Origin of the sequence: Nonomuraea sp. CA-141351, assembly GCF_050944675.1 — a bacterium.
Taxonomy (GTDB): Bacteria; Actinomycetota; Actinomycetes; order Streptosporangiales; family Streptosporangiaceae; genus Nonomuraea.
Window position 1 is genome coordinate 11,140,162 of record NZ_CP191982.1, and the last position, 24,814, is coordinate 11,164,975.

The following is a 24,814-nucleotide window of genomic DNA, read 5'->3' on the forward strand; positions in this document are numbered from 1 at the left end:
CTCGTGCGACATGGAACATCGCAGCCAGGCCGAGTCGGCCCTGGGTGGGGCGGCGTACGGCATGCTGTTCGTGCTCGGCGTCGTCATGGGAGTCGTGGGCGGTTTCACGCATTCGGATCCGGCATCGCAGACCGGGCCCGTTCCCGTTCCCGCGATCGGATGGGTGCTGGCGTTGCTGGTGGTCTGCCTGGGGGCGGGCAGGCTGATGCGGTCCAGGCTCGCGGCCTTCGTGACGGCGCTCGGATGGCTGCTGGTGACGATGCCGTTCGCGCTGAAGCTGGGCGCGGGCGACCTGGTCATCGCGGATGGCGTGCCCGGGTACGTGTACCTGTACGGAGGTTTGGTGGCCGCTGTGGCTGCCTATCTGCTTTCGCCCACATCAAGGGGTGGATCGTGGCTCTTGCATGGGTACCCTCAGAAGAACTCTATGTAGAGGCATAAAGTAGCGGTCGTGCATTCGATCGAGCGGCCGGTGGACCCGGCAACGTACCGCAAGGTAGTCGGCCGCTTCGCCACCGGAGTCGCGATCGTCACGACCAGGGTGGGCGATGTCGATCACGCGATGACGGTGAATTCGTTCACATCTGTCTCCCTCGACCCGCTCCTCGTGCTGTTCTGCGCCGAGAAGGTGGCGCGCTTTCATGACGCGGTGATGGAGGCGGGGGTGTGGGGTGTGTCCGTGCTGCCCGCGTCCATGGAGGACGCCTCGCGTTTCTTCGCCCACCGGGGGAGGCCGTTGAACGGGCAGCTCGCGCGGTGGTCGCATCATTGGGGCGAATCGGGTGTGGCATTGTTCGACGAGGCCATCGCCACGATCGAGTGCGCTACGACGGCCGTGCACGACGGCGGGGATCACTCGATCGTGGTGGGTAGTGTGACGTCGCTGGACACGCCCTCGGACGAGGCACCGCTGCTGTACCACGACGGGCGGTACAAGACGCTCTAGGCCGCGGTGCGGGTGGGTGCGACTTGGATGTGAGCCGCACCGAGTCGGATGACCGTGCGGATGCGCGCGGTCCGCGTGTCAGTCGAGTCGGGGAGTCGTAACCGTGCGGATGCCCGCGGTCCCCGTGTGCGCCGGGTCGGGCCGGGGGGCCGTACGGATGCCCGCGGTCCCCATGTGCGCCGGGTCGGGCCGGGGGGCCTTACGGATGCCCGCGGTCCGGGCATGAGGCGGGCCAGGCGCTTGGCCTGGCCCGCTCATTGGTCGGCTCCCGTGACGTTACTGGGCGGGAGTGCTGGCCGATTCCGACGGCGTCGTGGTCGGGGTCTCAGACGGGCTCTCCGTCGGGACGCTGGAGTCGGTCGGCGCGGCTGTGTCCGTCGGGGTCTCCGAGGGGACCTCCGTCGGCGACTCCTCCGCCGGCGGCGGGCAGACGGGGATCTCCGGGGAGCTCTCCGTCGGCGTCGCGCTGTCGGTGGGGACGTCGGTCGGCGTCGTGGTCGAAGTCTCGGTCGGTACCGTGGTCGAAGTCTCGGTCGGGGTTTCGGTCGGGGTTTCGGTGGGAGTTTCGGTCGCGGTGTCAGTCGGAGTCGCGGTGTCAGTCGGAGTCGGGGTCGGGGTGTCGGTCACCGTCGGGCTTGTCGTAACCGGCGGGGAATCCGTGCCGGTCGGCGTCACCGACTCGGTCGGGACGTCCGTCGGCGCGAGGGTTTCCGTCGGCTCAGCACTCGGCTGACAGGTGAACGTCTCCGTGACGGTCGGGCCGGGCTCGGTGACAGTGACGGTCGGGCCCGGCTCGGTAACAGTGACCGTCGGAACGGGCGTCACGCTGACGGCCGGTTTGCCACGCTTCTTGTACGTGCCCCAGCCGAGCCTCTTCGCGGACTCGCCCGAGCCATCGGCGACCAGGATGTTGACGCTGGTCGTCTTGCACGACCTGCCCTTGCAGACCTTCTGCTTGACCGAGAAGAGGGCGGCTTCCGCATCCGTGATGGACACATTCAAGAAGGAAACGCCGCGGCTCTTGACTACCTTCGTCGTGGCGGTGTAATCCCCGGCTGTGGGGCTCTCCGTTGGGGTCGGACTCGTGGTGGGGGCGGTTGCTAACGCCACCTCCGCACCTAGAGCGCCTAGTCGGTTGTCAGTGGATCGTAGGGGATCGGACGCTGACGTCTGGGTGATCGCGACTCCGCCGGCTCCTGCCAGTGCGACGGTGCCGAGCAGCGCGCCCAGGATGGAGAATCTCATAATCCTGCTCTTGTAGGAGATTTCAGGACGGGGGCCATTATTCCGACTTGTCAAGATTGGTCAAGGGTGGGACGCATGGAGACGCGCTTCCGGTTCCGCCGCGCGGCGAACTACATCAATCTCGCCACTCCGCTCGGCCTGCTGGTCTCGTTCATCGGCGGCGCGACCAGGCAACCTGGCCCCAATGGGCTCATCCTGGCCTTCGGCTACCGCTACCGCTTCCCCATCGCAGGGGCGTTCACGGTGGGCAACGTCGTCCTGACCAAGTGGAACGCGCTGGACCACCGCCTCATCCTCCACGAGGACCGCCACGCCACCCAGTGGGCCTGGTGTGTCGGCCTGCCCATGCTCCCCCTCTACCTCCTGTCGATGCTCGTCTCGGTGCTGGTCTGCGGCCACCAGGCTTCGTACAACGTCTTCGAGCGGCTGGCCGACCTGGAGGACGGCGGCTATCCCAGGGCCGCACTGTGGTGGCGGCGGAAGAGAGTGTCGTAAGGGACGCGGGAGCGCGGCGAGACGACTGCCACCCGCATGAAAGCAGTGACTACCCAATGGCAGGATTGGGGCCATGAGCGAGAGCTTCCCGCGCCTGTCTGCCAGGACCCGCCGGTTCACCCTGGGAGTGCCCAGGGGCTTCACGATCTCCCCGGACGGCGGCCGGGTGGTCTTCCTGCGTACGCATTCGGGCACCGATCCGGTGACCTGCCTGTGGGAGCTCGACACCGACACCCACGTCGAGCGCCTGGTCGTGGACCCGCGGGCGCTCCACGGCGACGAGGAGGATCTGCCGCCCGAGGAGCGCGCCAGGCGTGAGCGCAGCCGGGAGGCCGCGGGGGGCGTGGTCGCGTACGCGACGGACAAGGACGTGACGCGGGCCTGCTTCGCGCTGTCCGGCGCGCTCTACGTCGTCGATCTGGCGAGCGGCCAGGTGCGGCGGCAGGACACCCCGGGCGCGGTCATCGATCCCCGCCTGTCGCCTGACGGGCGACATGTCGCGTACGTCACGGGCGGGGCCCTGCGCGTCCAGGACCTCGTCACGGGCGAGGACCGCGCGCTGGCCACGCCGGAGTCGGAGACCGTGACGTACGGGCTGGCCGAGTTCATCGCCGCCGAGGAGATGAGCAGGATGCGCGGCTACTGGTGGGCGCCGTCGAGCGACGCGCTGCTGGTTGAGCGCGCCGACGAGGCCCCGGTCCAGGTCTGGCACATCGCCGACCCGGCCAACCCCGACCGTCCGGCCTCGGACCAGCGCTATCCGGCCGCCGGCACGCCCAACGCCGTCACCGAGCTGTTCGTGCTGGGGCTCGACGGGTCGCGGGTCGCGGTTCCGTACGAGGAGGAATACCTCACGACGGCGGCCTGGGACCCTCACGCGCTGTCGATCGTGACCCTGACTCGCGACCAGCGGACGATGCGGCTGTTCACGGTCGATCCGGCGACCGGCGCGTCCACGCTGGTGCGCGAGGACACCGATCCCGCCTGGGTCGACATCGTCACCGGCGTGCCCGCGCACCTCGACGACGGTTCGCTGGTGTGGGTGGCGAGCTCCGGGGGCGGCAACCGGCTGTTCGTCGGCGACCGCGCGGTCACGCCGCCCACGCTGCAGGTGCGGGCGGTGCTCGATGTCGATCATGACAGCGTGCTGTTCAGTGCGAGCGGCGACCCGACCGAGATCCACCTCTGGACCTGGGACGGGCATTCGCTGCTGCCCGTCTCGACCCGTTCCGGGGTGTTCTCGGGGCGGATGGCGGGCGGCGTGGGCGTGCTGACCGAGCAGAGCCTCGACGCCGAGGGCGTGTCGACCACGGTGGTACGGCGTGACGGCATGGCGGTGCCGATCCCGTCGTTCGCCGAGCGACCGGGCCTCGACCTGCGGGTCTCGCTCGGCCGTTCCGGTCGTCGCGAGCTGGCCACCGCCGTGGTGCTGCCCTCGTGGCACGAGCAGGGCTCGCGGAGGCTGCCGGTCCTCATGGATCCGTACGGCGGCCCGCACGCGCAGCGGGTGCTCAACCGGCGCGGCGCGTTCCTGGAGAGCCAGTGGTTCGCCGAGCAGGGGTTCGCCGTCATCGTGGCCGACGGGCGGGGCACGCCTGGCCGGGGTCCCGAGTTCGAGCGGACCGTGCTCAACGACCTGGCGACCCCCGCGCTCGAGGACCAGATCGACGCCCTGCAAGGCGTGGCCGAGCAGTACCCCGACGACCTCGATCTGACGAGGGTGGCCATTCGTGGCTGGTCGTTCGGCGGGTTCCTGGCCGCGCTGGCGGTGCTGCGGCGGCCCGACGTGTTCCACGCGGCGGTGGCGGGGGCGCCGGTGACGGACTGGCGGCTGTACGACACGTGCTACACCGAGCGATACCTGGGCCATCCGGACGAGCAGCCCGAGGTGTACGAGAAGTCCTCGTTGTTCGCGGACGCCGCCAAGCTCGAACGCCCGCTGCTGCTGATCCACGGCCTGGCCGACGACAACGTGGTGGCGGCCCACACGCTGCGCCTGTCGTCCGCGCTGCTGGCGTCCGGGCGGCAGCACAGCGTGCTTCCGCTGTCCGGGGTGACGCACATGACACCGCAGGAGGTCGTGGCGGAGAACCTGCTGCTGCTCCAGGTCGACTTCTTGAAGAGGTCGCTGGGCTGACCCCGGGCCTGTATGGAGTTCTCCACCTGCGACGTGACGCAGGTGGAGAACGTTTCCCGTCCCGAAGCTGATCACTTCCCGGGGTGTTGCCCCTTCAGAAGATGAGCGCGATCTTGCCGGTCAATCTTCCCCGCCGGAAGTGCTCATGGGCGGCCTTTGCATTGTGTACGGGGTACTGCGCGTCGACCCGGATCTTCAGTCGCCCGCTGTCTACGGCTGCGGCGAGTTCGGCGAGTCCGCGGCCGTCTTCGCGTACCTGGTTGACCGTGGTGTGCACGCGACGATGTGACAGGTCGGGTACGGGCCCGGCTTGAGTGGCGATCGAGGCGTACCTGCCGCCATCGGCCACAGCGTCGGCGACAAAGGCACCGAAGGTGTCGAAGACGGCGTGGTAGCCGCCCGCCCGCAGGGTGTTCCGGTCGGTCGTGGCGTGGTCGGCTCCCAGTTCTTGTACCACCTCGATCTGGGCTTGCCTGGACACCAGCGCGTCCACCTGCGCTCCACGCGCACGCGCGAGTTGCACGGCGAGTCCGCCGACTGCCCCTGCCGCGCCCGCCACCAGCAGCTTGTCTCCCTGGCCGACATGCAGCCAGTCCAGGGTCTGCAACGCGGTCAGTCCCGGCAGGGGCAGGGTCGCCGCCTCTGCCAAGCTGACTGAGGAGGGTGCTACGGCGATGGAGGCAGCCGGGATGGCGACGAGGTCGGCCCATGAGCCGCGCCCGGTCGCCAGTTGATGCGACATGCCGAACACCCGCTCGCCGACGGGCAGCCCGCTCGTTCCCGCGTTGACGACGATCCCCGCCAGTTCCCAACCCAGCGTCATCGGCAACGGTGGTGTGCCCTCGCCGATGGCCCCTTCCCGTGTCTTGTCATCGACCGGGTTGATGGCCGAGGCGATGACCCGCACCAGCACCTCGCCATCGGCCGGCTGCGGTTCCGGTACGTTGACCAAGGCCAGCACGTCAAGATCTCCAAAGTGGTCGATCTGCAGAGCGCGCATATCCCACTCCCATAATGTTCGATGAGCGTCCAACATTAACGTTGATTCGTTTACTGCTGGACCGCCGGGGTCAGCCGATCACAGTTGACGGCTCCGCACGGCGGCCGGTCCGGCAAGTACCGAGGGCCCGATTCATCGAGCTCTGAAGGGATCGCTCCGCTGGCAGGATCAGCCCGATTCCAACCCGACTCGACGCACGAGGATGGCCGACCGACTACCTGTGGTCCTGTCGGGCGCCTCGCCGAGGGCGCCGACGAGGTGTTCGCGAATACCGAAACGGCACCCCCGGGCCCAGGATGCGCGGGCCCTTGGACACCGGGGGCGGCACGAAGAGCGGGTGAGCAGGTCGCGGGCGTGGCGGACCTGCTTGGGGTCATCGCCCGTGGGCGGGCGAGGCGCCGGCTGTGGGCGCGGATCCGGAGGTGATGGTCCACGGGACTTCTTGGGTGTTCGGCTGGTCGGGGTTGAGCGCCAGATCCGCGCAGCGGCGACCTTGGTCTCGTAGCGGGTTCGTGACGGAGGTGATGCCGAGCCTTTGGCCTGTTGGAGATGCGTCCCAGCCGAGGTAGGCAGCCTCCGGGTGACTTTTCTGGAGGGTCTGGTGGGCCCCCAGGGCCAGTTCGTCGCTCATGGCGATGATGAGCGCATGGGGAGTGAGGCGGGGGGCGAGGTCTCGCGCTGCGGCGGCGCCGTCTCGTTGGGTGTTGCGAGCCACGACGGCGATCGGTGTGTTCGTCCAGCTGAGCCCGGCCTGTTCGATGGCGGCGCGGTAGCCTCGCAGGCGGGCGTCGGTGACGGGGAACGGTGCGCGTGGCGGCAGACCCGCGCCGGTCGTCACCAGATACTCGCGGTGGCGATCGAGAGGGAATGAGATCACTACGGGCGTCCGGCCGTCACGGAGTCCCTGGGCGGCGACTGCGTGAGCGGCCTGGTAGTCGTCCTGGGTGACACAGGCGATGCCCTGGCGTTGTGGACCGCCCTGGATGACGGCGGGGCGGGGGTCGTCAGCGACCGCCGCCAGCACTGGATCGTCTTCTGCGGTGGTCCACAACACGAAGCCGTCGACTGCCGCAGACAGGACACGGCCGGCGTCAGCGGCGTCACCCCGCGTGGGGATGAAGGTGAGACCTTGATCTTCCTCGACGCAGACATCTGCGACCCCGGCCAGGAACTGTGCCGCTTGAGGATCGTCGAAGGCGTAGGCCAGGTGTTCGCTGAAGACCACCCCGAGCTGATGCGTTCGACCGGATTTCAGCGCGCGGCCCACGGCGTCGGGACGATACCCCAGTTCGCCGGCCGCGCGGTGCACGCGATCGCGGGTGGCCGCCGCGACCCGCGCGGGCCGGTTGAAGGCGTAGGAGGCGGTCATGAGTGACACCCCCGCACGAGCCGCCACATCCTTCAGCGTCACGCGTCTGCTGTTAGTCGGCACAGGGCCATCCTATTTGTGTAGCGTTACACATATGTCGACCGCGATCGCTCGCCCCGCCAGGTTGCTCTCTGCGGCGCCGTTCTTCGGTTTCGCCGGATTCGGTGCCTTCTGGGGGGTGTGGGGTGCCACCCTCCCCGTGCTGCGAAGCCAAGCCGGTGTGAGCGATGCACGGTTCGGCATCGCACTGCTCCTCGTGGGCGCCGGGGCTCTGCCCGCCATGCTGCTGACCGGGCGGGTCGTCGACGCGCTTGGGCTGCGGGTCGCCGGAGTACTGCTCGTACTGCTGGGCGTCATGGGCGTCGTGCTTTCCGTCGTCTCGGTGAGCTATGCCGCGTTGTGCGTCGGCATCCTGTTGGTGGGAGCCAGTTCGGGAGCGGCTGATGTGGCGATCAACACGCTGGCGGCGACTGTCGAAAAGCGGACCGGACGCCCGGTCGTGGCCCGTTCACATGCGGCGTTCTCCGCCACGGTGGCGGCCTTCAGCCTGGGCGCCGGTGCGCTCACCGGAATGACGGACGGCCTGCTGGTGAACTTCGGTGCAGGCGCCGTAGTCGTCGTGGCTCTCGGTCTGGCCGTCGTCGCCGCGATGCGCTCGGTCCCCGCTCAGAACGCCGTCGCACCTGAGGGCCAGGATGCGCCGACGCACGCTGGTCCCAGGTCGAGGTGGATCGCCTTGGTCATGGTCGGCGCGATCGGCGCGTTGGCGTTCGCGTCGGAGAATGCCTACCAGACCTGGGCTGCTGTCCTGTTGACAGACGCGTTCACCGCCTCGCCGGCGTTGGCCGCCGTCGCGCCGGCGGCGTTCGCCACGACGGCCGCACTGGCCCGTTTCACCACCGCCACGATCACGTTGCGCCGCCCGATCGCCACGCTGGTCGTGGCATGCGTGATCGCCACGACCGGTGGGATCTTAACGGCGTTCGCGCCCACGCTGCCGCTCGCACTGGTGGGAATCATCGCTGCCGCCGTAGGCACCTCGGCGCTTTTTCCCACCTTGCTGTCCTACGGGCTTCGATCCGTCCCCGACGAGTCACGGGGAAGAGCCACGTCCGCCATCTCCACGGTCGCCTATCTCGGCTTCCTCGTCGGCCCGGCATACTTCGGCTTGCTCGCTGACGCCACCGGAGTGCAGAAGGCGTTTGTCGGTATCTCTGCGCTGACTGCCGTGCTGCTGGCGGCGATCCCGGCACTGCCCGCCTTGTCTCACACGGCAGCACCCTGATCTCCACCGACGGCAAGTGAGGGGCGGCGTCCAGGCCCGATTCCACGGCCAGGTTGCCTTCCCCGGCCCACGGCCATCTGCTCACGTTGCCGATGTTGACAACGCCGCCCCACCGCCGCAAGACCCAGCGAGTTGCGGGCTATCGCAACGCCCGCAGGAGGAGCTCGCTGAGTGCGGCCTGATCCTGCGGCGTGAGCTGGGCCAAGGGAGAGTCCTCGGTCAGCAGCGCGAGCAGGCGTTCGCGGAGTGCGGTGCCTTCGGGGGTCAGGACGAGTTGCTTGGCACGGCGGTCGTTCGGGTGCGGGCGCCTTTCGACGATGCCCTGCTCCTCCAGCCGGTCGATGACGAACGTGGCGTTCGACGGCTCACACGCCATCCGGTCGGCCAGATCACGCATGGTGAGCGGGCCGGTCAGCTCGCGTAGCGCCACCGCTTGGGCGGCGGTCAGGTTGAGGGCGCCGGACCGCTCCCTGATGTGGCCCTCGATCTGCCTGGCCAGGGCGTTGACGAGTCCGCACAGGTTTCGCTCGGCAGCGGCCAGTGCCTCGCTGGTGGGCTCGGACCGGGTCATGGCAGGAAGGATATCTCAAGCATGCATATTTGCAACTTGAATAGTTCTAGTTGTAAGTTTTGGCGCCATGAGCACTGACGAAGAGCGTCTGCGCCGGCCGTCCCCCGTCCGTTCGCTGGAGCTGGGTGAGTTCAAGCTCACCTATGTGCCTGACGGCGTCGTACGACTGAAGCCGCGCGGATGGCTGCCCAGCACGACGGAGCAGGACTGGAAGGACAACGCCGCCTTCCTCGACGACACGGGAAACTTGGTCGCCACCATCGGCGCGCTGCTGGTGGAGCACGGCGAGAGAGCGCTGCTGATCGATGCCGGGCTGGGACCGCTGTCCCAGCCCGACGACCCGGACAACCCACTGATCGGCGCCCTCGGTGGCGGCGAGCTGCTCGACAACCTCGCCAAGCTGGGCCGGCGCCCCGAGGACATCGAGGCGGTGGCCTTCACCCACCTGCATGTCGACCACATCGGCTGGGCCTGGCACCCCGCGCCCGGCAGCGACCGGCCCGCGTTCAGCGGAGCTGACTACCTCCTGGCCGAGCCCGAATGGAACCTGCGCCACCTGCGCAACGCACCGGAGACGACCGACGAGATGCTGACCGCGCTCGCGCCCCGCGTGCGCACTGTGCGCGAGGACGAGGAGATCTTCCCGGGGGTCCGCGTGCTGCCGGCTCCGGGGCACACGTCCGGGCACACCACGTACACGATCACGTCCGGCGACCGGCGGCTGATCGCTTTCGGCGACGCCCTGCACACCGCGGCCCAGATCCGCCACCCGGAGTGGTCCGCCGCCTCGGACCTGGACTCGGCGGAGTCGGCCGTGCACCGGCACCGGCTGGTCAAGGAGCTGCAGCGGCCGGACACGATCGGCTTCGGCGTGCACTTCGCCGATGTGGTGTTCGGCCGCGTGGACGACACCGCCGACGGCCCGGCCTGGGTGCCCGTGGCGTAGGGCTCAGGAGCGGGTGGTCGTGGGTGTGCCGTGCCAGCTGGTCCACAAGGCCGCGTACGAGCCGCCCTTGGCCACCAGCTCCTCGTGCGGCCCCAGCTCGCTGATCCGCCCATCCTCCACCACAGCCACCCGGTCGGCGTCGTGCGCCGTGTAGAGCCGGTGAGCGATCGCGATCACCGTACGTCCATCCAGTACGGCGGCCAGTGACCGCTCCAGGTGCCGGGCCGCGCGGGGGTCGATGAGCGAGGTGGCCTCGTCCAGCACCAGGGTGTGCGGGTCGGCGAGCACCAGGCGGGCGAGGGCGAGCTGCTGCGCCTGCGCGGGCGACACCGCCAGGCCGCCGGAGCCCACCTCCGTCTCCAGCCCCTCGGGCAGGGCGAGCACCCAGTCCAGCGCGTCCACCGCCTCGAGCGCCTTCCGCACGGCCGCGTCATCGGCGCCCGGGCGGGCGATCAGCAGATTGTCCCGCAACGAGCCCTTGAACACGTGGTGCTCCTGCGTGACCAGCGCCACATGGCCCCGCAGCTCGTCCAGCGCCAGGTCCACGAGCGGCACCCCGCCCACGGTCACCGATCCGGTGCGCGGCCCGTGGATGCCCGCCAGCAGCCTCCCCAGCGTGGACTTGCCGGCCCCGGACGGCCCCACCATGGCCAGCCGTTCCCCGGGGCGGACGGTCAGGGACACGCCGTGCAGCACGTCGCGGCCCTCGCGGTACGCGTACCGGACGTCGGCCGCCTCCAGCAGCTCCCCTGAAGGGCGCGAGGCGCCGGTCACCCGGTCGTCGGGCACGTTGGACACGCCCAGCAGCCGGGCCATGGACGCCCCGCCCACCTGCAGCTCGTCGATCCACATCAGGAACCTGTCCAGCGGGTCGATCAGCTGCTGCGCGTAGAGCGTGGCGGTGGCCACCTGGGAGAGCGCCACCCACCCGTTGGTGTAGAACAGGCCGCCGACCAGCACCGTGGCCACCACCGGGATCACGTATCCCAGCTCGACCGCGGGATACCAGGTGGTGCGGAGCCCGAGCGTGTAGCGCTCGGCCGCGAAGGAGCGGCTGATGTCGCCGTCGGTACGCGATCGGCGGCGCTCATGAAGCCGGAGCGCCTCCACGGCCCGGGCGCCCTCGACGGTTTCGGCAAGCCCTTCGGTCATGTCGGCATAGGCGGCGTTCTCGCGGAGATAGCCGTCCCGCGCCCGTTTCAGGTACCAGCGGGTGGAGATCCAGATCACCGGCCCGGCGATCAGCATCGGCAGCATGAGCAGGGGGCTGACCAGCAGCAGCGCGCCGATCGTGATCAGGAAGGTGACCAGTGCGATCAGCGTCTCCGGCACGGCGTTCCGTACGGTCCGGGACAGCGAGTCGACATCACGGGAGGTACGCGTGATCAGGTCGCCGGACCCGGCCCGCTCGACCGTGGACAGCGGCAGTCCGAGCACCCGGTCCACGAACTCCTCCCGGAGCTCGGCCAGCACCTTCTCGCCGAGCTTGGCCGAGGCCAGCACCGCGTACCGCATGAGTGCGCCCTGCAGCAGCAGGAAGCCGCCGATGGCGGCGGCCACGACGGCGACGTTGACCTCGACGCCGTACTGGAGGTCCTCCACCAGCCCGCCGAGCTGCCACGGCACGACCAGCCCCGCGACGGCCGCCAGCCCGTGCAGGGCGAGCGCGATGGACAGCTGGCGCGGGTAGCGGAGCGTCAGCCGCCTGGCGTACGCACGCACCTGTCTCCGGTCGGCGACCGGCAGGATCTCACGAGCCATGCGGCATCACTCGGGTTCAGTCCTCTCCACGGGTCACGGTCGCGGCGTATTCCCGCGAGTCGTCCAGCAGCTGCCGGTGCGTGCCCTCCGCGAGCACCCGGCCGTGCTCCACGTAGACGACGTGGTCGGTACGGTCGAGCACCAGCGGGCTGGTCGTGCAGATCAGCGTGGTCTTCCCGGCCCTGGCCTTGGCCAGCCGTTCGGCGATGCGGGCCTCGCTGTGGGCGTCGACGGCGCTGGTGGGCTCGACCAGGATGAGCACCTCCGGGTCGGCCAGCAGCGCCCTGACCAGGCGCAGCCGCTGCTGCTGCCCGCCCGAGAACTCCCGGCCGCCCTCGGCCACCGTGGAGGAGAGCCCGTCGGGCAGCGCCTCGACGATGTCCTCGGCACAGGCCGTGTACAGGGCCTGGCGCACCTCCTCATCGGAGGCATCGCCGCGCACGTCCAGCTCGTCGCGCAGGCCGCCGGTGAACAGCCGGGCGCCGTTGTCGGCGACCAGGATCCGGGAGCGGACCTCCTCGATGGGCAGCGCGGACAGGTCGGTCGCCCCGAACATGACGTCGCCGTCGGCGTAGCGGCCGAGCCGGTCGGCGATGGCGATGGCGTCCTCGGGCGCGTTCGCGGCGACCGCCGTGAGGCAGCCGGGCTGGAGGGTGACGCCGCTGTACGAGTCGCGCAGCACGCCGCCCGCGCTGCTCCCGGTGCCGCCGGAGACCTCGGGCTCGATGGACAGGATCCGGATCACGCGCCCGGCCGCCACATGGCCCTTGGTGAGCTTGTCGGCGGTCTCGGTGAGCGTGCGCATGGGCCCGATCAGGAACACGGCGTAGAGGTAGAAGGCGACCAGCTGCCCCGTGGGGATCTCCCCGGCGACCGCGAACGAGGCGCCGATGCCGGTGACGACCGCGACGAGCAGGCCGGGCAGCACGATCTGGGCGCCTTCGAGCACCGACTCGACCCCGGCCACGCGCACCCCGGCCCGCCGGACCCGCTGGGACTCCTCGCGGTAGCGCTCGGTGAAGACCTGCTCTCCTCCGATGCCGCGCAGCACCCGCAGCCCGGCCACGATGTCGGCGGCCCTGGTGGACAGGTCGCCGGTCAGCTCGCGCTGCCTGGCCTGCCGCCTGTGCAGGGGCCTGAGCAGCGGCCCGACGGCGACGGCCATGAGCGGCACGCCGAACAGGACCAGCAGCCCCAGCGGCAGCGAGGTCGAGATGAGGATCACGGTGACGGTGACGATCGCCACGACGGAGCCGGTGCCGCGCAGCAGGATGTCCATGGAGCTGCCGATGTGGGCGATGTCGGAGTTGCCGACGCTGACGACCTCGCCGGTCGAGAGCCGCTTCGGCAACGTGGCGCCCAGCCTGGCGGCCTGCCTCGCGGTCAGCTGCACGGTGCGGTACGCGGCGGCCAGCCAGTTGTAGACGGCCATCCGGTGCCGCATGATCCCGGTGAACGCCTGCAGCAGCCCCAGCACGAACAGGATCGACGCCCAGAGCAGCAGCGCCCCGGTGTCCTTGGCGGTGATCGCCTCGATCCCCTTCCCGAGCACCGCCGGCATCAGCGCCTGCACCAGCCACCACAGCGTCGCGAAGCCGATGCCCGCGAGAAGGGGCACGGCCTGCCGCCGCGCGTTCCACCACAGGTAGCGGAGCGGGCTGCGGATGTCGGGCACGCCGGGATCGGCTTCAGGAAGGGAGCGCATGGCCTGACCAGGTTGACAAGGCATCGCCCTGCCCGGCAAACGGTTTTCCCCTGGACGCGCAGGCCGGCGGCGCCTCCGGCACGTGACCTTTACGAAGCTCAGGCATACACCCTGTGTAACAGAGGGTCACCATCTGTGATGAAGTGGGGGCATGAGCGCGGAGGACCTCCTGCTGAAGACCGGCCGATTCCTGCGCAGGTCAGTCACCAGCCCCGACCTGCGCACCCTCCACCTGAAGGGCGGCACGGAAGGCGACGCCTTCTACCGCGACCGGTGGAGCCACGACAAGGTGGTCCGCTCGACGCACGGCGTGAACTGCACGGGCTCGTGCTCGTGGAAGGTGTACGTCAAGGACGGCATCATCACCTGGGAGACACAGCAGACCGACTACCCGAGCGTCGGCCCCGACCGCCCCGAGTACGAGCCGCGCGGCTGCCCGCGCGGCGCCGCCTTCTCCTGGTACACCTACTCGCCGACCCGGATCCGCTACCCGTACGCCAGGCGCGCCCTCGTCGAGATGTACGCGGAAGCGAAAGGACGCCTCAACGGCGACCCGGTCGCCGCATGGGCAGAAGTCACGATAGATCCAGAAAAAAGGCGTAAGTATCAGAGCGCCCGAGGCTGCGGCGGCCTCATCCGCATCACCTGGAACCAGGCGCTGGAGATGATCGCCGCCGCCCACGTCCACACCATCAAGGCGTACGGCCCTGACCGGATCGCCGGCTTCTCCCCCATCCCCGCCATGTCGATGGTCTCCCAGGCCATCGGCTCCAGGTTCGTGTCGCTGATCGGCGGCACCATGCTCTCCTTCTACGACTGGTACGCCGACCTGCCCGTGGCCTCGCCCCAGGTCTTCGGCGACCAGACGGACGTGCCTGAGTCGGCCGACTGGTGGGACGCGGCGTACCTGATGATGTGGGGCGCGAACGTCCCCGTCACCCGCACCCCCGACGCCCACTGGATGACCGAGGCCCGCTACCGGGGCCAGAAGGTCGTGGTGATCTCCCCGGATTTCAGCGACGCCGCCAAGTTCGCCGACGAGTTCCTCAGCGTGCGGCCCGGCACGGACGGCGCCCTGGCCATGGCCATGGGCCACGTGCTGCTGAAGGAGTTCTTCGTCGAGCGCGAGACGCCCTACTTCACCGGCTACGTCAAGCGCTTCACCGACCTGCCGTTCCTCGTCCGGCTCAAGGAGCACGCGGGCGCGTACGTGCCCGGCAGGTTCCTCACGGCCAGGGACATGGGCTCGGAGGAGGAGGCGGCCGAGTGGAAGACCGTGCTCATGTCGGAGACCGGTGAGCCGGTCGTGCCGAACGGCTCGGTCGGCTTCCGCTGGACCGAGTCAGGCAAGGGCCGCTGGAACCTCGACCTGGGCACCGACCCCAGGCTCACCCTGTACGGCGGCGAATCGGCCGAGATCCTGCTGCCCCGCTTCGACGGCGGCCACTCAGTATGCAGGGGCGTGCCGGTCGCGAGGGTCGGCGACCACCTCGTGACCACGGTGTTCGATCTGCTCCTGGCCCAGTACGGGGTGGCGCGGGACGGACTCCCCGGCGACTGGCCGGACGGCTACGACGCCGACGAGCCGTACACGCCGGCCTGGCAGGAGAAGATCACGGGGGTGCCCGCGGGAAGGGCGGCGAGGATCGCCAGGGAGTTCGCCAGGACGGCCGAGTCGACCAAGGGCCGATGCATGATCATCCTGGGGGCGGGCACCACGCAGTGGTTCCACGGCGACACGATCTATCGGGCGTTCCTGTCGCTCCTCCTGCTGACCGGCTGCCAGGGCCGCAACGGCGGCGGCTGGGCGCACTACGTGGGCCAGGAGAAATGCCGCACCCAGACCGGCTGGGCGCTGCTGGCGGGCGCCCTGGACTGGTCGCGGCCGCCACGGCAGGTCCCCGGCACGCCGTACTGGTACCTGCACACCGACCAGTGGCGTTACGACCACTTCGACGCGAGCGAGCTGGCCTCGCCGCTCGCCACCGGCGAGTTCCGCGGCAAGCACACCGCCGACCTGGTCACCGAGGCCGTCAAGAACGGCTGGATGCCGATGTCCCCGGCCTTCGACAGGAACCCCCTGGACCTCGGCGACGCCGAGGACCCCATCGCCTACACCCTCGAGGAGCTCCGCTCGGGCCGGCTCAGACACGCCGTGGAGAACCCGGACGACCCGCGCAACTGGCCTCGCGTGCTCACCCTGTGGCGCTCGAACCTCTTCGGATCGTCCGCCAAGGGCAACGAGTATTTTCTGCACCACCTCCTCGGGGCCACCTCCAACCTGGAACACCCCGACGAGCGGGCCCCGAGCGGGAAGCTGGACCTTCTGATCACGCTCGACTTCAGGATGACGTCCTCGACGGTCTTCTCCGACATCGTGCTCCCGGCCGCCACCTGGTACGAGAAGCACGACCTGTCGACCACGGACATGCACCCGTTCGTGCACGCGTTCAACCCGGCGATCAACCCGCCCTGGGAGACGAAGACCGATTTTTCCGCCTTTCACGCCATCGCTAAGGCCTTCAGCAGGCTCGCCAAGGAGCATCTCGGCGTACGCAGGGACGTGGTCGCGACGGCGTACCAGCACGACACTCCGGGCGAGCTGGCGGTGGCCGGCGAGCCCGAACTGAAGGTGGTGGAGCGCGACTACGGCGCCGTCGCCGAGAAGCTGGCGGCGCTCGGCCCGCTCACGGAGCAGCTGGGCCTGGCGGTCAAGGGCGTGACGTTCATGCCCGAGGAGGAGGTGGCCTGGCTGGGCCGGCGCTGCGGCCTGGTGCCGTGGGGCGCGGCCAAGGGCAGGCCCGAGCTCGACACCGACGCCAAGGCGTGCGAGGCGATACTCGCGCTCTCGGGCACGAGCAACGGCAGGCTGGCCGCGCAGGGCTTCAGGCAACTCGCCCAGCGTACGGGCACCAGCTTCGAGGACCTGATCAACGAACGGCACCGCATCGACTTCGCCGACACCCAGGCCAGGCCCGTCCACGTGGCGGCCAGCCCCGAGTGGTCGGGCAAGGAGTCGCACGACCGCCGCTACTCCCCCTTCACGATCAACGTGGAGAACGGCAAACCCTGGCACACGCTCACCGGGCGCATGCACTTCTTCCTCGACCACGACTGGATGCACGAGTACGGCGAGGCGCTGCCGATCTACCGCCCCCCGCTCGACCTCGCCGCGCTGCACGGCGAGAGCGGCACCCTGCGTTACCTGACCCCGCACAGCAAGTGGTCACTCCACTCCGAATACCAGGACAACCTGCTCATGCTGACCCTGTCGAGGGGCGGTCCGACGATCTGGATGTCGGTGGAGGACGCGGCCGAGCTGGGCGTGGCGGACAACGACTGGATCGAGGCGGTCAACCGCAACGGCGTGGTCGTGGCCAGGGCCATCGTCTCGCACCGCATGCCGCGCGGCACGGTGTACATGCACCACGCGCAGGACCGGCTGATCGACGTGCCCAAGTCCGAGGCGACCGGCCGGAGAGGCGGCATCCACAACGCCCTGACCAGGGTGCTCATCAAGCCCACCCACATGATCGGCGGATACGCCCAGCTCTCGTACGGCTTCAACTACCTCGGGCCCACCGGGAGCCAGCGCGACGAGATCACCACCATCCGCCGCAGATCGCAGGAGGTGACGTACTGATGCGGATCATGGCTCAGATCGCCATGGTGATGAACCTGGACAAGTGCATCGGCTGCCACACCTGCTCGGTCACCTGCAAACAGACCTGGACCAACCGGCCGGGCGTCGAGTACGTCTGGTTCAACAACGTCGAGACCCGCCCGGGACAGGGCTACCCCAGGCGCTACGAGGACCAGGACCGCTGGCGCGGCGGCTGGGTGCTCAACAAGAACGGCAAGCTCAAGCTCAGGGCGGGCGGCCGCGTGCACAAGCTGCTCACCATCTTCGCCAACCCCCTCATGCCCTCACTCCAGGACTACTACGAGCCCTGGACCTACGACTACGAGAACCTCACCAGCGCCCCGCTCACCGGCGACATCCCCGTGGCGCCGCCCAGGTCCCTGATCAGCAACGAGCCGATGAAGATCCGCTGGAGCGCCAACTGGGACGACGACCTCGGCGGCGACCCGACGCCCGACCCCGTGCTGGCCAAGGTGTCCGATCAGGTCAAGCTGGCCTTCGAGCAGACGTTCATGTTCTACCTGCCACGCATCTGCGAGCACTGCCTCAACCCGTCGTGCGTGGCCTCCTGCCCTTCGGGCGCCCTGTACAAGCGGGCCGAGGACGGCATCGTGCTGGTGGACCAGGACAGCTGCCGGGGCTGGCGCATGTGCGTGACGGGCTGCCCGTACAAGAAGATGTACTTCAACCACAAGACCGGCAAAGCGGAGAAGTGCCATTTCTGCTACCCGCGCGTGGAGGTCGGGCTCCCGACGGTCTGCTCGGAGACCTGCGTCGGGCGCCTGCGTTACCTCGGGATCCTGCTGTACGACGCCGACCGCGTGACCCAGGCGGCCTCGGTCACCGACGAGCGCGACCTGTACGAGGCCCAGCTGGACGTGTTCATCGACCCGCACGACCCGGCGGTCGACACGGCGGGACTCCCGGCCGACTGGGTCGAGGCGGCACGCAGATCCCCGGTTCACGACCTGATCAAGAAGTACCGGATCGCGCTCCCCCTGCACCCGGAGTACCGCACCCTGCCGATGGTCTGGTACGTCCCCCCGCTCTCCCCCGTCGTGGACGCGCTCGCCGGAGGAGGCCACGACGGCGAGGACGCGGGCAACCTGTTCGCCGCCATCGAGTCGCTCCGCATCCCGATCGGCTACCTGGCCGAGCTGTTCGCCGCCGGCGACCCGGCACCCGTGACCGCCGCGCTGCGCCGCCTGGCCGCGATGCGGTCGTACATGCGCGCGGTCAACCTCGGCGAGCCGCCGGTCCTGGCGGACGCGGGCCTGTCCGAGCACGACGTGCGCGGCATGTACCGGCTGCTGGCCCTGGCCAAGTACGAGGAGCGGTACGTGATCCCGACCGCCTACGGCAACATCCCGCCGGGAGTCGTGGAGGAGGGCGGCTGCAGCCTCGACTACGACGAGGGGCCCGGCATGCAGGGCCCGTTCGGGGAGGGGTCGGGCGGGCCCGTCCCGGTCTCGATCGAGAGCTTCCACGGCCTGAAAGAGCGCCAGACCAGCGACGAGGTCACCCACGACCGGGTGAACCTGCTCAACTGGGACGGCCGCGGCGCCCCCGCAGGCCTGTTCCCTCCCAAGAGAGGAAGGCCATGAACAGTGCCGTCATCTGGCAAGCCGCCGCTCACCTCCTCGCCTATCCCGACGAGCGCTTCTGGCGCCGCCTCCCGCTGATCAGGGAGGCCGCCGAGCCGCATTTCGGGACTTTCCTGTCGCTCGTCTCCGAGCTCGGCCCCGGCGAGCTGGCCGCGCACTACGTGGAGACGTTCGACCTGCACCGGCGCTGCTGCCTCTACCTGACCTACTACACCGACGGCGACACCCGCCGCCGCGGCCTGTCACTGGCCGCGCTGAAACAGCTCTACCGCACGGCCGGCTGGGAGCTGATGGACGACGAGCTGCCCGACTTCCTGCCGGTGATGCTGGAGTTCGCCGCGGTCGACTCCTCGGGCGCCGCACTGCTCAAGGAGCACAGGCCGGGGCTGGAGCTGCTGCTCACCGCCCTGACCGACCGCGACTCGCCGTACGCGTACGTGATCGGCACGGTGTGCGCGACCCTCCCGCCGATCACCGCGGCGGAACGGACCCAGGCCACGCGCCTGGCGCAGGGCGGGCCGCCGGCCGAGACCGTAGGAGGCTACCTGTGACGTGGGCGGAGAACATGCTCTGGATCGTCGCCCCGTACGTCACCCTGGTGATCTTCGTGGGCGGGCTGATCTGGCGTTACCGGTACGACAAGTTCGGCTGGACCACCCGCTCGTCCCAGCTCTACGAGAGCCCGCTGCTGCGCGTGGCCAGCCCGCTGTTCCACTACGCCCTGCTCTTCGTGATCGCCGGCCACATCGCCGGGCTGCTCATCCCGACGAGCTGGACGGACGCGATCGGCGTGTCCAACGACGCCTACCACCTGAACGCGCTCATCTGGGGTGGCCTCGCGGGCCTGGGCACGCTGGTGGGGCTGGCCCTGCTGATCTACCGCCGCCGCACCAACGGCCCGGTGTTCATGGCGACCACGGTCAACGACAAGACGATGTACGCGGTGCTGGCCGCGTCGATCGTGGCGGGCGTGGCGACGACGATCGCGGGGTTCGTGCCGAGCGAGGTGAGCTACCGGACCACGGTCGCGCCCTGGTTCCGCGGCGTCCTCGTCCTCCAGCCGGACTCCGTAGCGATGAGTCAGGCCAACGTTCTTTACAAGGTGCACACGGCCATCGGGATGATCCTGGTGGTTCTTTTCCCGTTCAGCCGCCTGGTGCATGCGTTTTCCGCCCCGTTGGGCTATTTGTTCCGTCCTTACATCGTGTATCGGAGTCGCGCTCGATAGCGTGCCGGGCGTCTGGGAGGGGCGCGGGTACGCCAGAATCGACCCTTGTGAAGCACGGGTACACCAACAGCACATTCGGCGACGGCGCCCTGGTCGTGAAGTGCTACCAGGGCCCGGAGGCGGCGTTCAGGCTCGGCACGGAGAGCAGATACCTGCGCCGCCTGCGCGGTCGCCTCCCGGTGCCCCGCGTGCACAAGGTCACCGAGACAAGCCTGACCACCCGCTTCGTCTCCGGCGTCCACGGCCAGGACCTCCTGGACGAGGGCCGCGCCGTGGAGGTGCTCACCGAGTGCGGCCGGATCCTGTCCGACCTCCACCGGCTGGGCATCGTGCACGGCGACTTCGGCCCGCAGAACATGCTGTTCGACCCGGCCACGTTCCGGACGACCGCGATACTCGACTGGGAGTGGGCCCACCCCGGACGCCCGGTCGAAGACCTGGCGTGGTGCGAGTGGATCATCCGTAGCCACCACCCGGAGCACATCCCGCTGCTCCCCCACTTCTTCGCCGCCTACGACGGCACCGTCCCCGAGTGGGCCGAACGCCAGGAGGCCATGGTGGCGCGCTGCCGTGCTCTGCTCGACTTCTGCGCCCGCTGGGAGCCCGGCGGCGGGGGCGAGAAGCTCTGGCGCGAACGCCTCGACGCCACGGCCTCCTGGACCGAGTAGCCGTCTCAGCCTTCCGCCGGCGCCCTCAGGTCGCGTATCAGCCTCACGGCGTCGTCGAGCAGCGAGACCTCCCGCTCGCTGAGTGTCGGATTCGCGCCCCTCCCTACCCTGGCCTGCTCGAGCCCTTCGCCGAAGTCCATGGCACCACCGAGCCCGGCGAGCAGCGCGACGAGGACCGCCCTTGCCGTCCCGGCGAACTCGTCGCCCTCATCCACCGCCACCTGCGCGATGATCATCGCCGACATGGCGCAGTCGGCCCCCGGCGGCCCTTCCTGGCTGTTGCACCAGTCGATCACGACGGGCCCTCGGTGCGTCAGCATGACGTTGTCCGGATGCAGATCGAGATGCAGCACCCGATCACCGGGATCCTCTGACGCCCTCGCCGGGATCTCGTGCAACCGCAGCAGCAGCCGCGCGAGAACCGCGCCCACCTCCTCAGGCGTGATCCCCCCGTCGACGAGCGCCCGCAACATCGTCGGCCCGGTCAACCGCCCCATCATCAGGTCAGTGGCCGGCCCCGCGCCGGGATACAGATCGGGCACCGGGAAGCCGTGCTCGGCCACGTACGCCATGACCGCCGCCTCCCGCCGTGCGTCGATGCCGATCCGGTAGCGCCGTAACACCCGCTCACCGTCGATCGCGTACACGTCCGCGGTACGCCCGGACCCCAGCAGCTCACCGATCTCCATGGCCGCAACCTACTCGCGCCGGCTCTGTAGCCGCACTATGGCCTTTTTATGGCGCCGACGATGATCGTTGATCTCGAAAGAGCCCCATAGAAGGGAAATCACGCATGCGCGTTCGTGCAGGCATTGTCGCAGCCGGCATCGCAGCGCTGGCCGCCATCGGCGTCGCCGCTCCGGCCCAGGCCGCCTCGTGGACCTACATCGGCGAGTACACCAGCAAGTCGAAGTGCGTCGACATGGGCCAGCAGTACCAGCGTGAGGGCTGGAACGAGTACAAGTGCTCGCTGAACGGCACCGGCTGGTACTACCTCTGGGTCAGATAGTCCCCGAGGACGAACGGCGCCTCCTGCGAAGGGGGCGCCGTTTCGGTTCTTCGCCAGACCCCACGGGCGGAATGGAAATTTCGGCCGAGGTGTAACAACGGGAGAGTTCGGACCACTTCGTGGTGTCAGAAGAACGCATCCCGAACGAAGGGGCTGGGCGGTGACGGATGATGCGCACCGGTTCACCGGCATGTACGACGAATGCCGGCAACGCGTGTGGGCCTACGTGGTCAGCCGCGCCGGGCGGCAGGTGGCGGACGAGGTGGTGAGCGAGACGTTCGCGATCGCCTGGCGGCGGCTGGACGACGTGCCGGAGCCGGCGCTGCCATGGTTGCTGGGGGTCGCCAGGAACGTGCTGCGCGACAACATACGCGCCGAGGTACGCCGGGCGGCCGTCGCGGCCGAGCTGCGGGCCTGGACCGAGGGTGACGTGGCCGATCAGGTGACCGAGCGGCTGGGCGTGCTGCGTGCGCTGGCCACGCTGGCCGAGGACGATCGGGAGATTCTCGTCCTGGTCGCCTGGCACGGGCTGTCGCCGAAGGAGGGCGCGCGGGTCGTCGGCTGCTCGTCGGCGGCGTTCCGCGTACGGCTGCACCGAGCGCGCAAACGGCTCAAGCAGGCCATGGAAGCCAAGGCCACAGAGGCCCCCGGCCTGGAGCCGGCCCTGCCCCACGTGCGGAACCTCAGCGAGGAGTGGTCATGAACCCCATCGACGAGCTCAGGGCCGCCAGGCCCGCCCACCTCGACGACGACCGGCCCATCGACCCGCGCACCAGAGCCGCCGAGCTCTCCCGTGCCATGTCGGTCCCCAGGCCGGCACCCAGGCAGGCACGGCGCCGGGGCGGGGCCGTACGGCCCGCGTGGGGGCTGGCCGGGGCCGCGGCCGCGGTGACGGCGGCGGCCGTGGCCCTGTCCATGAACGGCACGGCGCCGGCGCCGCGGCCGCCCGCCGGCAGCCCCGCGAGCGTACCGAGCGCTCAGAAGGTGACGTTGTCGGCTCGGGACGTGCTGCTGGCCGCCGCCGCGAAGGCGGACCGGCAGTCGGACGGCAGCGGCGCGTACTGGCACAGCGTGTCGGTGAGCCGGAACCTGTTCACCGCTGCCCAGGGCGGCTACCTGGTCATGGACCAGGAGCGGAACGAGGGCTGGACGCCCCGCGCCACCGGCGCCGACCAGAAGCAGTGGAGCCGCGCCCAGCCGCTCGGCGCACGTCCGGTCACCGAACAGGACCGGCAGGCGTGGGAGCGGGCCGGGTCGCCCGCCGGGATCAAGGTCACGGTCCCCGGGAAAGGCAGGGGCGACCTCGTCCTCAGCACCTCCCCGGGCAAGGTCAGCTCCGGTCACATGCCCCTGGTGGACGGGGACAAGGTGTTCTGGCTGGGCCGTAACGTCACCATGAAGGATCTGCTCGGGCTGCCCAGCGACCCGGGCAAGCTCAAGCGGTGGCTGCGGGCGTCGTACGAGGGCCATGACACCGAGTCCTCGAGCGTGCCGATGTCAGAGGAGGCCTGGCTGTTCAGGGTCAGCATGGGGTTGATCATGGACATGCCGGTGACGCCCGAGGTGCGCGGAGCCGCGTTCCGGATGCTGGCCGAGCTCGACGGCGTGAAGGTCATCGAGAACGTCACGGACGCCGAGGGACGCCGGGGCACCGCGGTGGCGATCAAGGAGCATACCCAGGGCAACGGCGTCTCCGAGAACCGGCTGATCTTCGATGAGGCCACCGGACGCGCCCTGGCGAACGAGAACGTCGTGGTGAAGCCGGGCGGCTTCCAGGCCGGCTTCGAGCCCGGCATGGTCTGGAACTCCAACGCGCTGATCGAGGCGCGCTGGACCGACGCCAAGCCCTAGGAGACCTGGCGGGACTCGTCGTTCGCGTTCGTACGGATCTGCTGGATGCGCTGCTTGGTCAGGCCGAGCAGCTCGCCGATGTCCCCATCCGACAGTCCGAGCTCGTGCATGTGCTTGACCCGCTTCTTGAGCGTACGCGTGTAGTCCTCGGCGATCGCGGCGGCCTGGCGCTGGAGAGCGGCGAAGTCGTCGAGGTCCTGCTCGGACAGGCCGGGCAGCGCGTAATGGTAGACGGGCGTGGGCGGCCGCGGGCGGTCGGCGAAGAGGAACGGCAGCCCTTCGGCGACGTCCCCGTGCAGCTCCTTCAACGTGCGGGCGGACATGCCGCCGGCCACGCCGTCCACCTGGGCCAGCCAGAGGCTGCCTGCCATGGTGATGTGAACGTCAACGCGGTCCGCGGTCATGGATCCTCCAGCCAGTCGTCGCCGAACAGGGGCGCGAGCCCCCGTTCGAGGGAGTCCACAAGGTGCGGGGCCTCCCCGGGGTAGAGCGGGACGATCGCGCGGGCCGCGACGCGGCCCTCGGCGTCCCATAGCAGGAGGAATCGCTGGCGTTTCGTCGTTTCCGCCCAGTCGCAGCGCAAGCCATGGGTGTGGGAGAGCCTGATGATCCGATCGCGGATGGCCGCGTAGTCGTCTCGTTCCACCACACGCGGCAGACTATATCCCTTGCCTAACGCCGACAATGGGCCTTGTCGTCATGATTGGTCCGTAACCCAGGCCTTCATGAAAGTGTCTACGGCGGCGCGGGCCATGTCCCGTAGCTCGGCGGCCGGGGTCGCACGGGTCCCCATCTGGGAACGGGCCTCCAGCGGGCCGATGATCAGCGCCATGAACTGCTCCGCCGCCACGTCAGGGTCGTCGGCGCGCAGGCGCCCCGCGAGTGCGAGCCGGGCCAGCCGGTCGGCCAGGGCCTGGTTGAGGCGGTGGGGACCGCTCTCCTTGACGATGTCGAGCACGTCAGGGAACCGGATGATCTCCGAATAGAGCAGGCGCCGCAGCGCGCAGGAGCGCTCGTCGGTGTGCAGCCGGAGCAGCTCGTCGGCGACGCCCTCCAGCGTGGCGCGCAGGTCGTCGCCGGGGTCGGCCAGCGGCTCCAGGGCCGCCAGGCGCTCGCGGAACGCGGTCTGCGCGGCGGCCTCGATCGCGTTCCTGAACAGGGTCGCCTTGTCCGCCATGTGGTTGTACACCGTCGGCTTGGCCACACCCGCCTCGTCCGCGATGTCCTGCACGCAGGCCTGCGCGTAGCCCAGGCGGGCGAACACAGTGAACGCGCCCTCCAGGATCGCCTGCCGCTTGTCGATGCGTCCCCGCGAGATGGTGGCCATACCTCCAGATTGTACTTTCTGGTT

The 24,814-nt window shown here is 69.6% G+C and carries 25 protein-coding genes; 16 read left to right on the plus strand and 9 right to left on the minus strand.

The annotated features are described in order from the left end of the window. Window positions 1-10 precede the first annotated feature (10 nt). The 6 genes from ACQPWU_RS52255 (at window position 11) to ACQPWU_RS52280 (ending at window position 4,823) form a co-directional block, all read left to right on the plus strand. Window positions 11-433: a DUF6113 family protein gene (locus ACQPWU_RS52255; RefSeq protein WP_433434286.1), complete on the plus strand. Its 423-nt coding sequence runs from the start codon at window positions 11-13 to the stop codon at window positions 431-433. 18 nt (window positions 434-451) lie between these two features. Further along, window positions 452-946: a flavin reductase family protein gene (locus ACQPWU_RS52260; RefSeq protein ID WP_433434288.1), complete on the plus strand. Its 495-nt coding sequence runs from the start codon at window positions 452-454 to the stop codon at window positions 944-946. Between the two features lie 289 nt (window positions 947-1,235). Further along, window positions 1,236-1,679 (plus strand): hypothetical protein, encoded by a 444-nt coding sequence (locus ACQPWU_RS52265; protein WP_433434290.1) that lies wholly within the window; start codon window positions 1,236-1,238, stop codon window positions 1,677-1,679. Window positions 1,680-1,694: 15 nt separating this feature from the next. Then, window positions 1,695-1,994: a hypothetical protein gene (locus ACQPWU_RS52270; protein WP_360689961.1), complete on the plus strand. Its 300-nt coding sequence runs from the start codon at window positions 1,695-1,697 to the stop codon at window positions 1,992-1,994. A gap of 272 nt (window positions 1,995-2,266) precedes the next feature. Then, window positions 2,267-2,686, plus strand: coding sequence for a hypothetical protein (locus ACQPWU_RS52275; protein ID WP_433434292.1), 420 nt, complete (start codon window positions 2,267-2,269; stop codon window positions 2,684-2,686). 73 nt (window positions 2,687-2,759) lie between these two features. Continuing rightward, complete coding sequence (locus ACQPWU_RS52280) at window positions 2,760-4,823, plus strand: prolyl oligopeptidase family serine peptidase (protein ID WP_433434294.1); 2,064 nt, start codon at window positions 2,760-2,762, stop codon at window positions 4,821-4,823. 94 nt (window positions 4,824-4,917) lie between these two features. Here the strand turns inward: ACQPWU_RS52280 and ACQPWU_RS52285 are convergent, their stop codons facing one another. Both ACQPWU_RS52285 and ACQPWU_RS52290 read right to left on the minus strand, forming a co-directional pair. Then, window positions 4,918-5,823 (minus strand): NADP-dependent oxidoreductase, encoded by a 906-nt coding sequence (locus ACQPWU_RS52285; RefSeq protein WP_433434296.1) that lies wholly within the window; start codon window positions 5,821-5,823, stop codon window positions 4,918-4,920. A 373-nt stretch (window positions 5,824-6,196) separates the two neighbouring features. Next, window positions 6,197-7,255: a LacI family DNA-binding transcriptional regulator gene (locus tag ACQPWU_RS52290; protein WP_433434298.1), complete on the minus strand. Its 1,059-nt coding sequence runs from the start codon at window positions 7,253-7,255 to the stop codon at window positions 6,197-6,199. 31 nt (window positions 7,256-7,286) lie between these two features. Here ACQPWU_RS52290 and ACQPWU_RS52295 point away from each other — a divergent pair, with 31 nt between their 5' ends. Then, window positions 7,287-8,477: an MFS transporter gene (locus tag ACQPWU_RS52295; protein ID WP_433434300.1), complete on the plus strand. Its 1,191-nt coding sequence runs from the start codon at window positions 7,287-7,289 to the stop codon at window positions 8,475-8,477. Window positions 8,478-8,616: 139 nt separating this feature from the next. Here the strand turns inward: ACQPWU_RS52295 and ACQPWU_RS52300 are convergent, their stop codons facing one another. Then, window positions 8,617-9,048 (minus strand): MarR family winged helix-turn-helix transcriptional regulator, encoded by a 432-nt coding sequence (locus ACQPWU_RS52300; protein ID WP_433434302.1) that lies wholly within the window; start codon window positions 9,046-9,048, stop codon window positions 8,617-8,619. A 67-nt stretch (window positions 9,049-9,115) separates the two neighbouring features. Here ACQPWU_RS52300 and ACQPWU_RS52305 point away from each other — a divergent pair, with 67 nt between their 5' ends. Next, window positions 9,116-9,994 (plus strand): MBL fold metallo-hydrolase, encoded by an 879-nt coding sequence (locus ACQPWU_RS52305; protein ID WP_433434304.1) that lies wholly within the window; start codon window positions 9,116-9,118, stop codon window positions 9,992-9,994. A gap of 3 nt (window positions 9,995-9,997) precedes the next feature. Here the strand turns inward: ACQPWU_RS52305 and ACQPWU_RS52310 are convergent, their stop codons facing one another. Continuing rightward, on the minus strand, window positions 9,998-11,755 hold the full coding sequence (locus ACQPWU_RS52310) for an ABC transporter ATP-binding protein (RefSeq protein WP_433434306.1): 1,758 nt from the start codon (window positions 11,753-11,755) through the stop codon (window positions 9,998-10,000). Window positions 11,756-11,771: 16 nt separating this feature from the next. Continuing rightward, the gene (locus ACQPWU_RS52315) at window positions 11,772-13,460 is read right to left on the minus strand and encodes an ABC transporter ATP-binding protein (RefSeq protein ID WP_433434308.1); all 1,689 of its coding nucleotides are present in this window, start codon (window positions 13,458-13,460) and stop codon (window positions 11,772-11,774) included. Between the two features lie 151 nt (window positions 13,461-13,611). Here ACQPWU_RS52315 and ACQPWU_RS52320 point away from each other — a divergent pair, with 151 nt between their 5' ends. Genes ACQPWU_RS52320 through ACQPWU_RS52340 form a run of 5 tightly spaced genes read left to right on the plus strand, consistent with a single transcriptional unit; the run spans window position 13,612 to window position 20,603 of the window. Next, window positions 13,612-17,103: a nitrate reductase subunit alpha gene (locus ACQPWU_RS52320; protein WP_433434310.1), complete on the plus strand. Its 3,492-nt coding sequence runs from the start codon at window positions 13,612-13,614 to the stop codon at window positions 17,101-17,103. After that, complete coding sequence (gene narH, locus ACQPWU_RS52325; protein ID WP_433434312.1) at window positions 17,103-18,707, plus strand: nitrate reductase subunit beta; 1,605 nt, start codon at window positions 17,103-17,105, stop codon at window positions 18,705-18,707. Before ACQPWU_RS52320 ends, narH begins: the two co-directional genes overlap by 1 nt. Then, window positions 18,704-19,258 (plus strand): nitrate reductase molybdenum cofactor assembly chaperone, encoded by a 555-nt coding sequence (gene narJ, locus ACQPWU_RS52330; protein WP_433434314.1) that lies wholly within the window; start codon window positions 18,704-18,706, stop codon window positions 19,256-19,258. The genes narH and narJ overlap by 4 nt, the downstream gene beginning before the upstream one ends. Continuing rightward, window positions 19,255-19,935: a respiratory nitrate reductase subunit gamma gene (gene narI / locus ACQPWU_RS52335; RefSeq protein ID WP_433434315.1), complete on the plus strand. Its 681-nt coding sequence runs from the start codon at window positions 19,255-19,257 to the stop codon at window positions 19,933-19,935. Before narJ ends, narI begins: the two co-directional genes overlap by 4 nt. Window positions 19,936-19,982: 47 nt before the next feature. Continuing rightward, complete coding sequence (locus ACQPWU_RS52340) at window positions 19,983-20,603, plus strand: phosphotransferase (protein WP_433434317.1); 621 nt, start codon at window positions 19,983-19,985, stop codon at window positions 20,601-20,603. 5 nt (window positions 20,604-20,608) lie between these two features. On the opposite strand, the gene ACQPWU_RS52345 is transcribed toward ACQPWU_RS52340, so the two are convergent. Next, window positions 20,609-21,292, minus strand: coding sequence for a phosphotransferase (locus ACQPWU_RS52345; RefSeq protein ID WP_433434319.1), 684 nt, complete (start codon window positions 21,290-21,292; stop codon window positions 20,609-20,611). A 104-nt stretch (window positions 21,293-21,396) separates the two neighbouring features. Between ACQPWU_RS52345 and ACQPWU_RS52350 the strand changes: the two genes are divergently transcribed. The 3 genes from ACQPWU_RS52350 (at window position 21,397) to ACQPWU_RS52360 (ending at window position 23,463) form a co-directional block, all read left to right on the plus strand. Next, window positions 21,397-21,612, plus strand: a complete 216-nt coding sequence (locus ACQPWU_RS52350; protein WP_433434321.1) for a hypothetical protein — start codon at window positions 21,397-21,399, stop codon at window positions 21,610-21,612. Between the two features lie 160 nt (window positions 21,613-21,772). Next, window positions 21,773-22,315 carry an RNA polymerase sigma factor gene (locus ACQPWU_RS52355; protein ID WP_433434323.1) on the plus strand — a complete coding sequence of 181 codons (543 nt, stop codon included), beginning with the start codon at window positions 21,773-21,775 and terminating at the stop codon, window positions 22,313-22,315. Then, window positions 22,312-23,463 carry a CU044_5270 family protein gene (locus tag ACQPWU_RS52360; RefSeq protein WP_433434325.1) on the plus strand — a complete coding sequence of 384 codons (1,152 nt, stop codon included), beginning with the start codon at window positions 22,312-22,314 and terminating at the stop codon, window positions 23,461-23,463. Before ACQPWU_RS52355 ends, ACQPWU_RS52360 begins: the two co-directional genes overlap by 4 nt. On the opposite strand, the gene ACQPWU_RS52365 is transcribed toward ACQPWU_RS52360, so the two are convergent. Genes ACQPWU_RS52365 through ACQPWU_RS52375 form a run of 3 tightly spaced genes read right to left on the minus strand, consistent with a single transcriptional unit; the run spans window position 23,460 to window position 24,790 of the window. Beyond that, a complete protein-coding gene (locus ACQPWU_RS52365) occupies window positions 23,460-23,867 on the minus strand; it encodes a hypothetical protein (RefSeq protein ID WP_433434327.1) in 408 nt (135 codons plus the stop codon). The two genes, ACQPWU_RS52360 and ACQPWU_RS52365, sit on opposite strands and share 4 nt — an antisense overlap. Then, on the minus strand, window positions 23,864-24,112 hold the full coding sequence (locus ACQPWU_RS52370; protein ID WP_433434329.1) for a hypothetical protein: 249 nt from the start codon (window positions 24,110-24,112) through the stop codon (window positions 23,864-23,866). The genes ACQPWU_RS52365 and ACQPWU_RS52370 overlap by 4 nt, the downstream gene beginning before the upstream one ends. Before the next feature lie 48 nt (window positions 24,113-24,160). Further along, the gene (locus ACQPWU_RS52375) at window positions 24,161-24,790 is read right to left on the minus strand and encodes a TetR/AcrR family transcriptional regulator (RefSeq protein ID WP_433434331.1); all 630 of its coding nucleotides are present in this window, start codon (window positions 24,788-24,790) and stop codon (window positions 24,161-24,163) included. Window positions 24,791-24,814 lie beyond the last annotated feature (24 nt).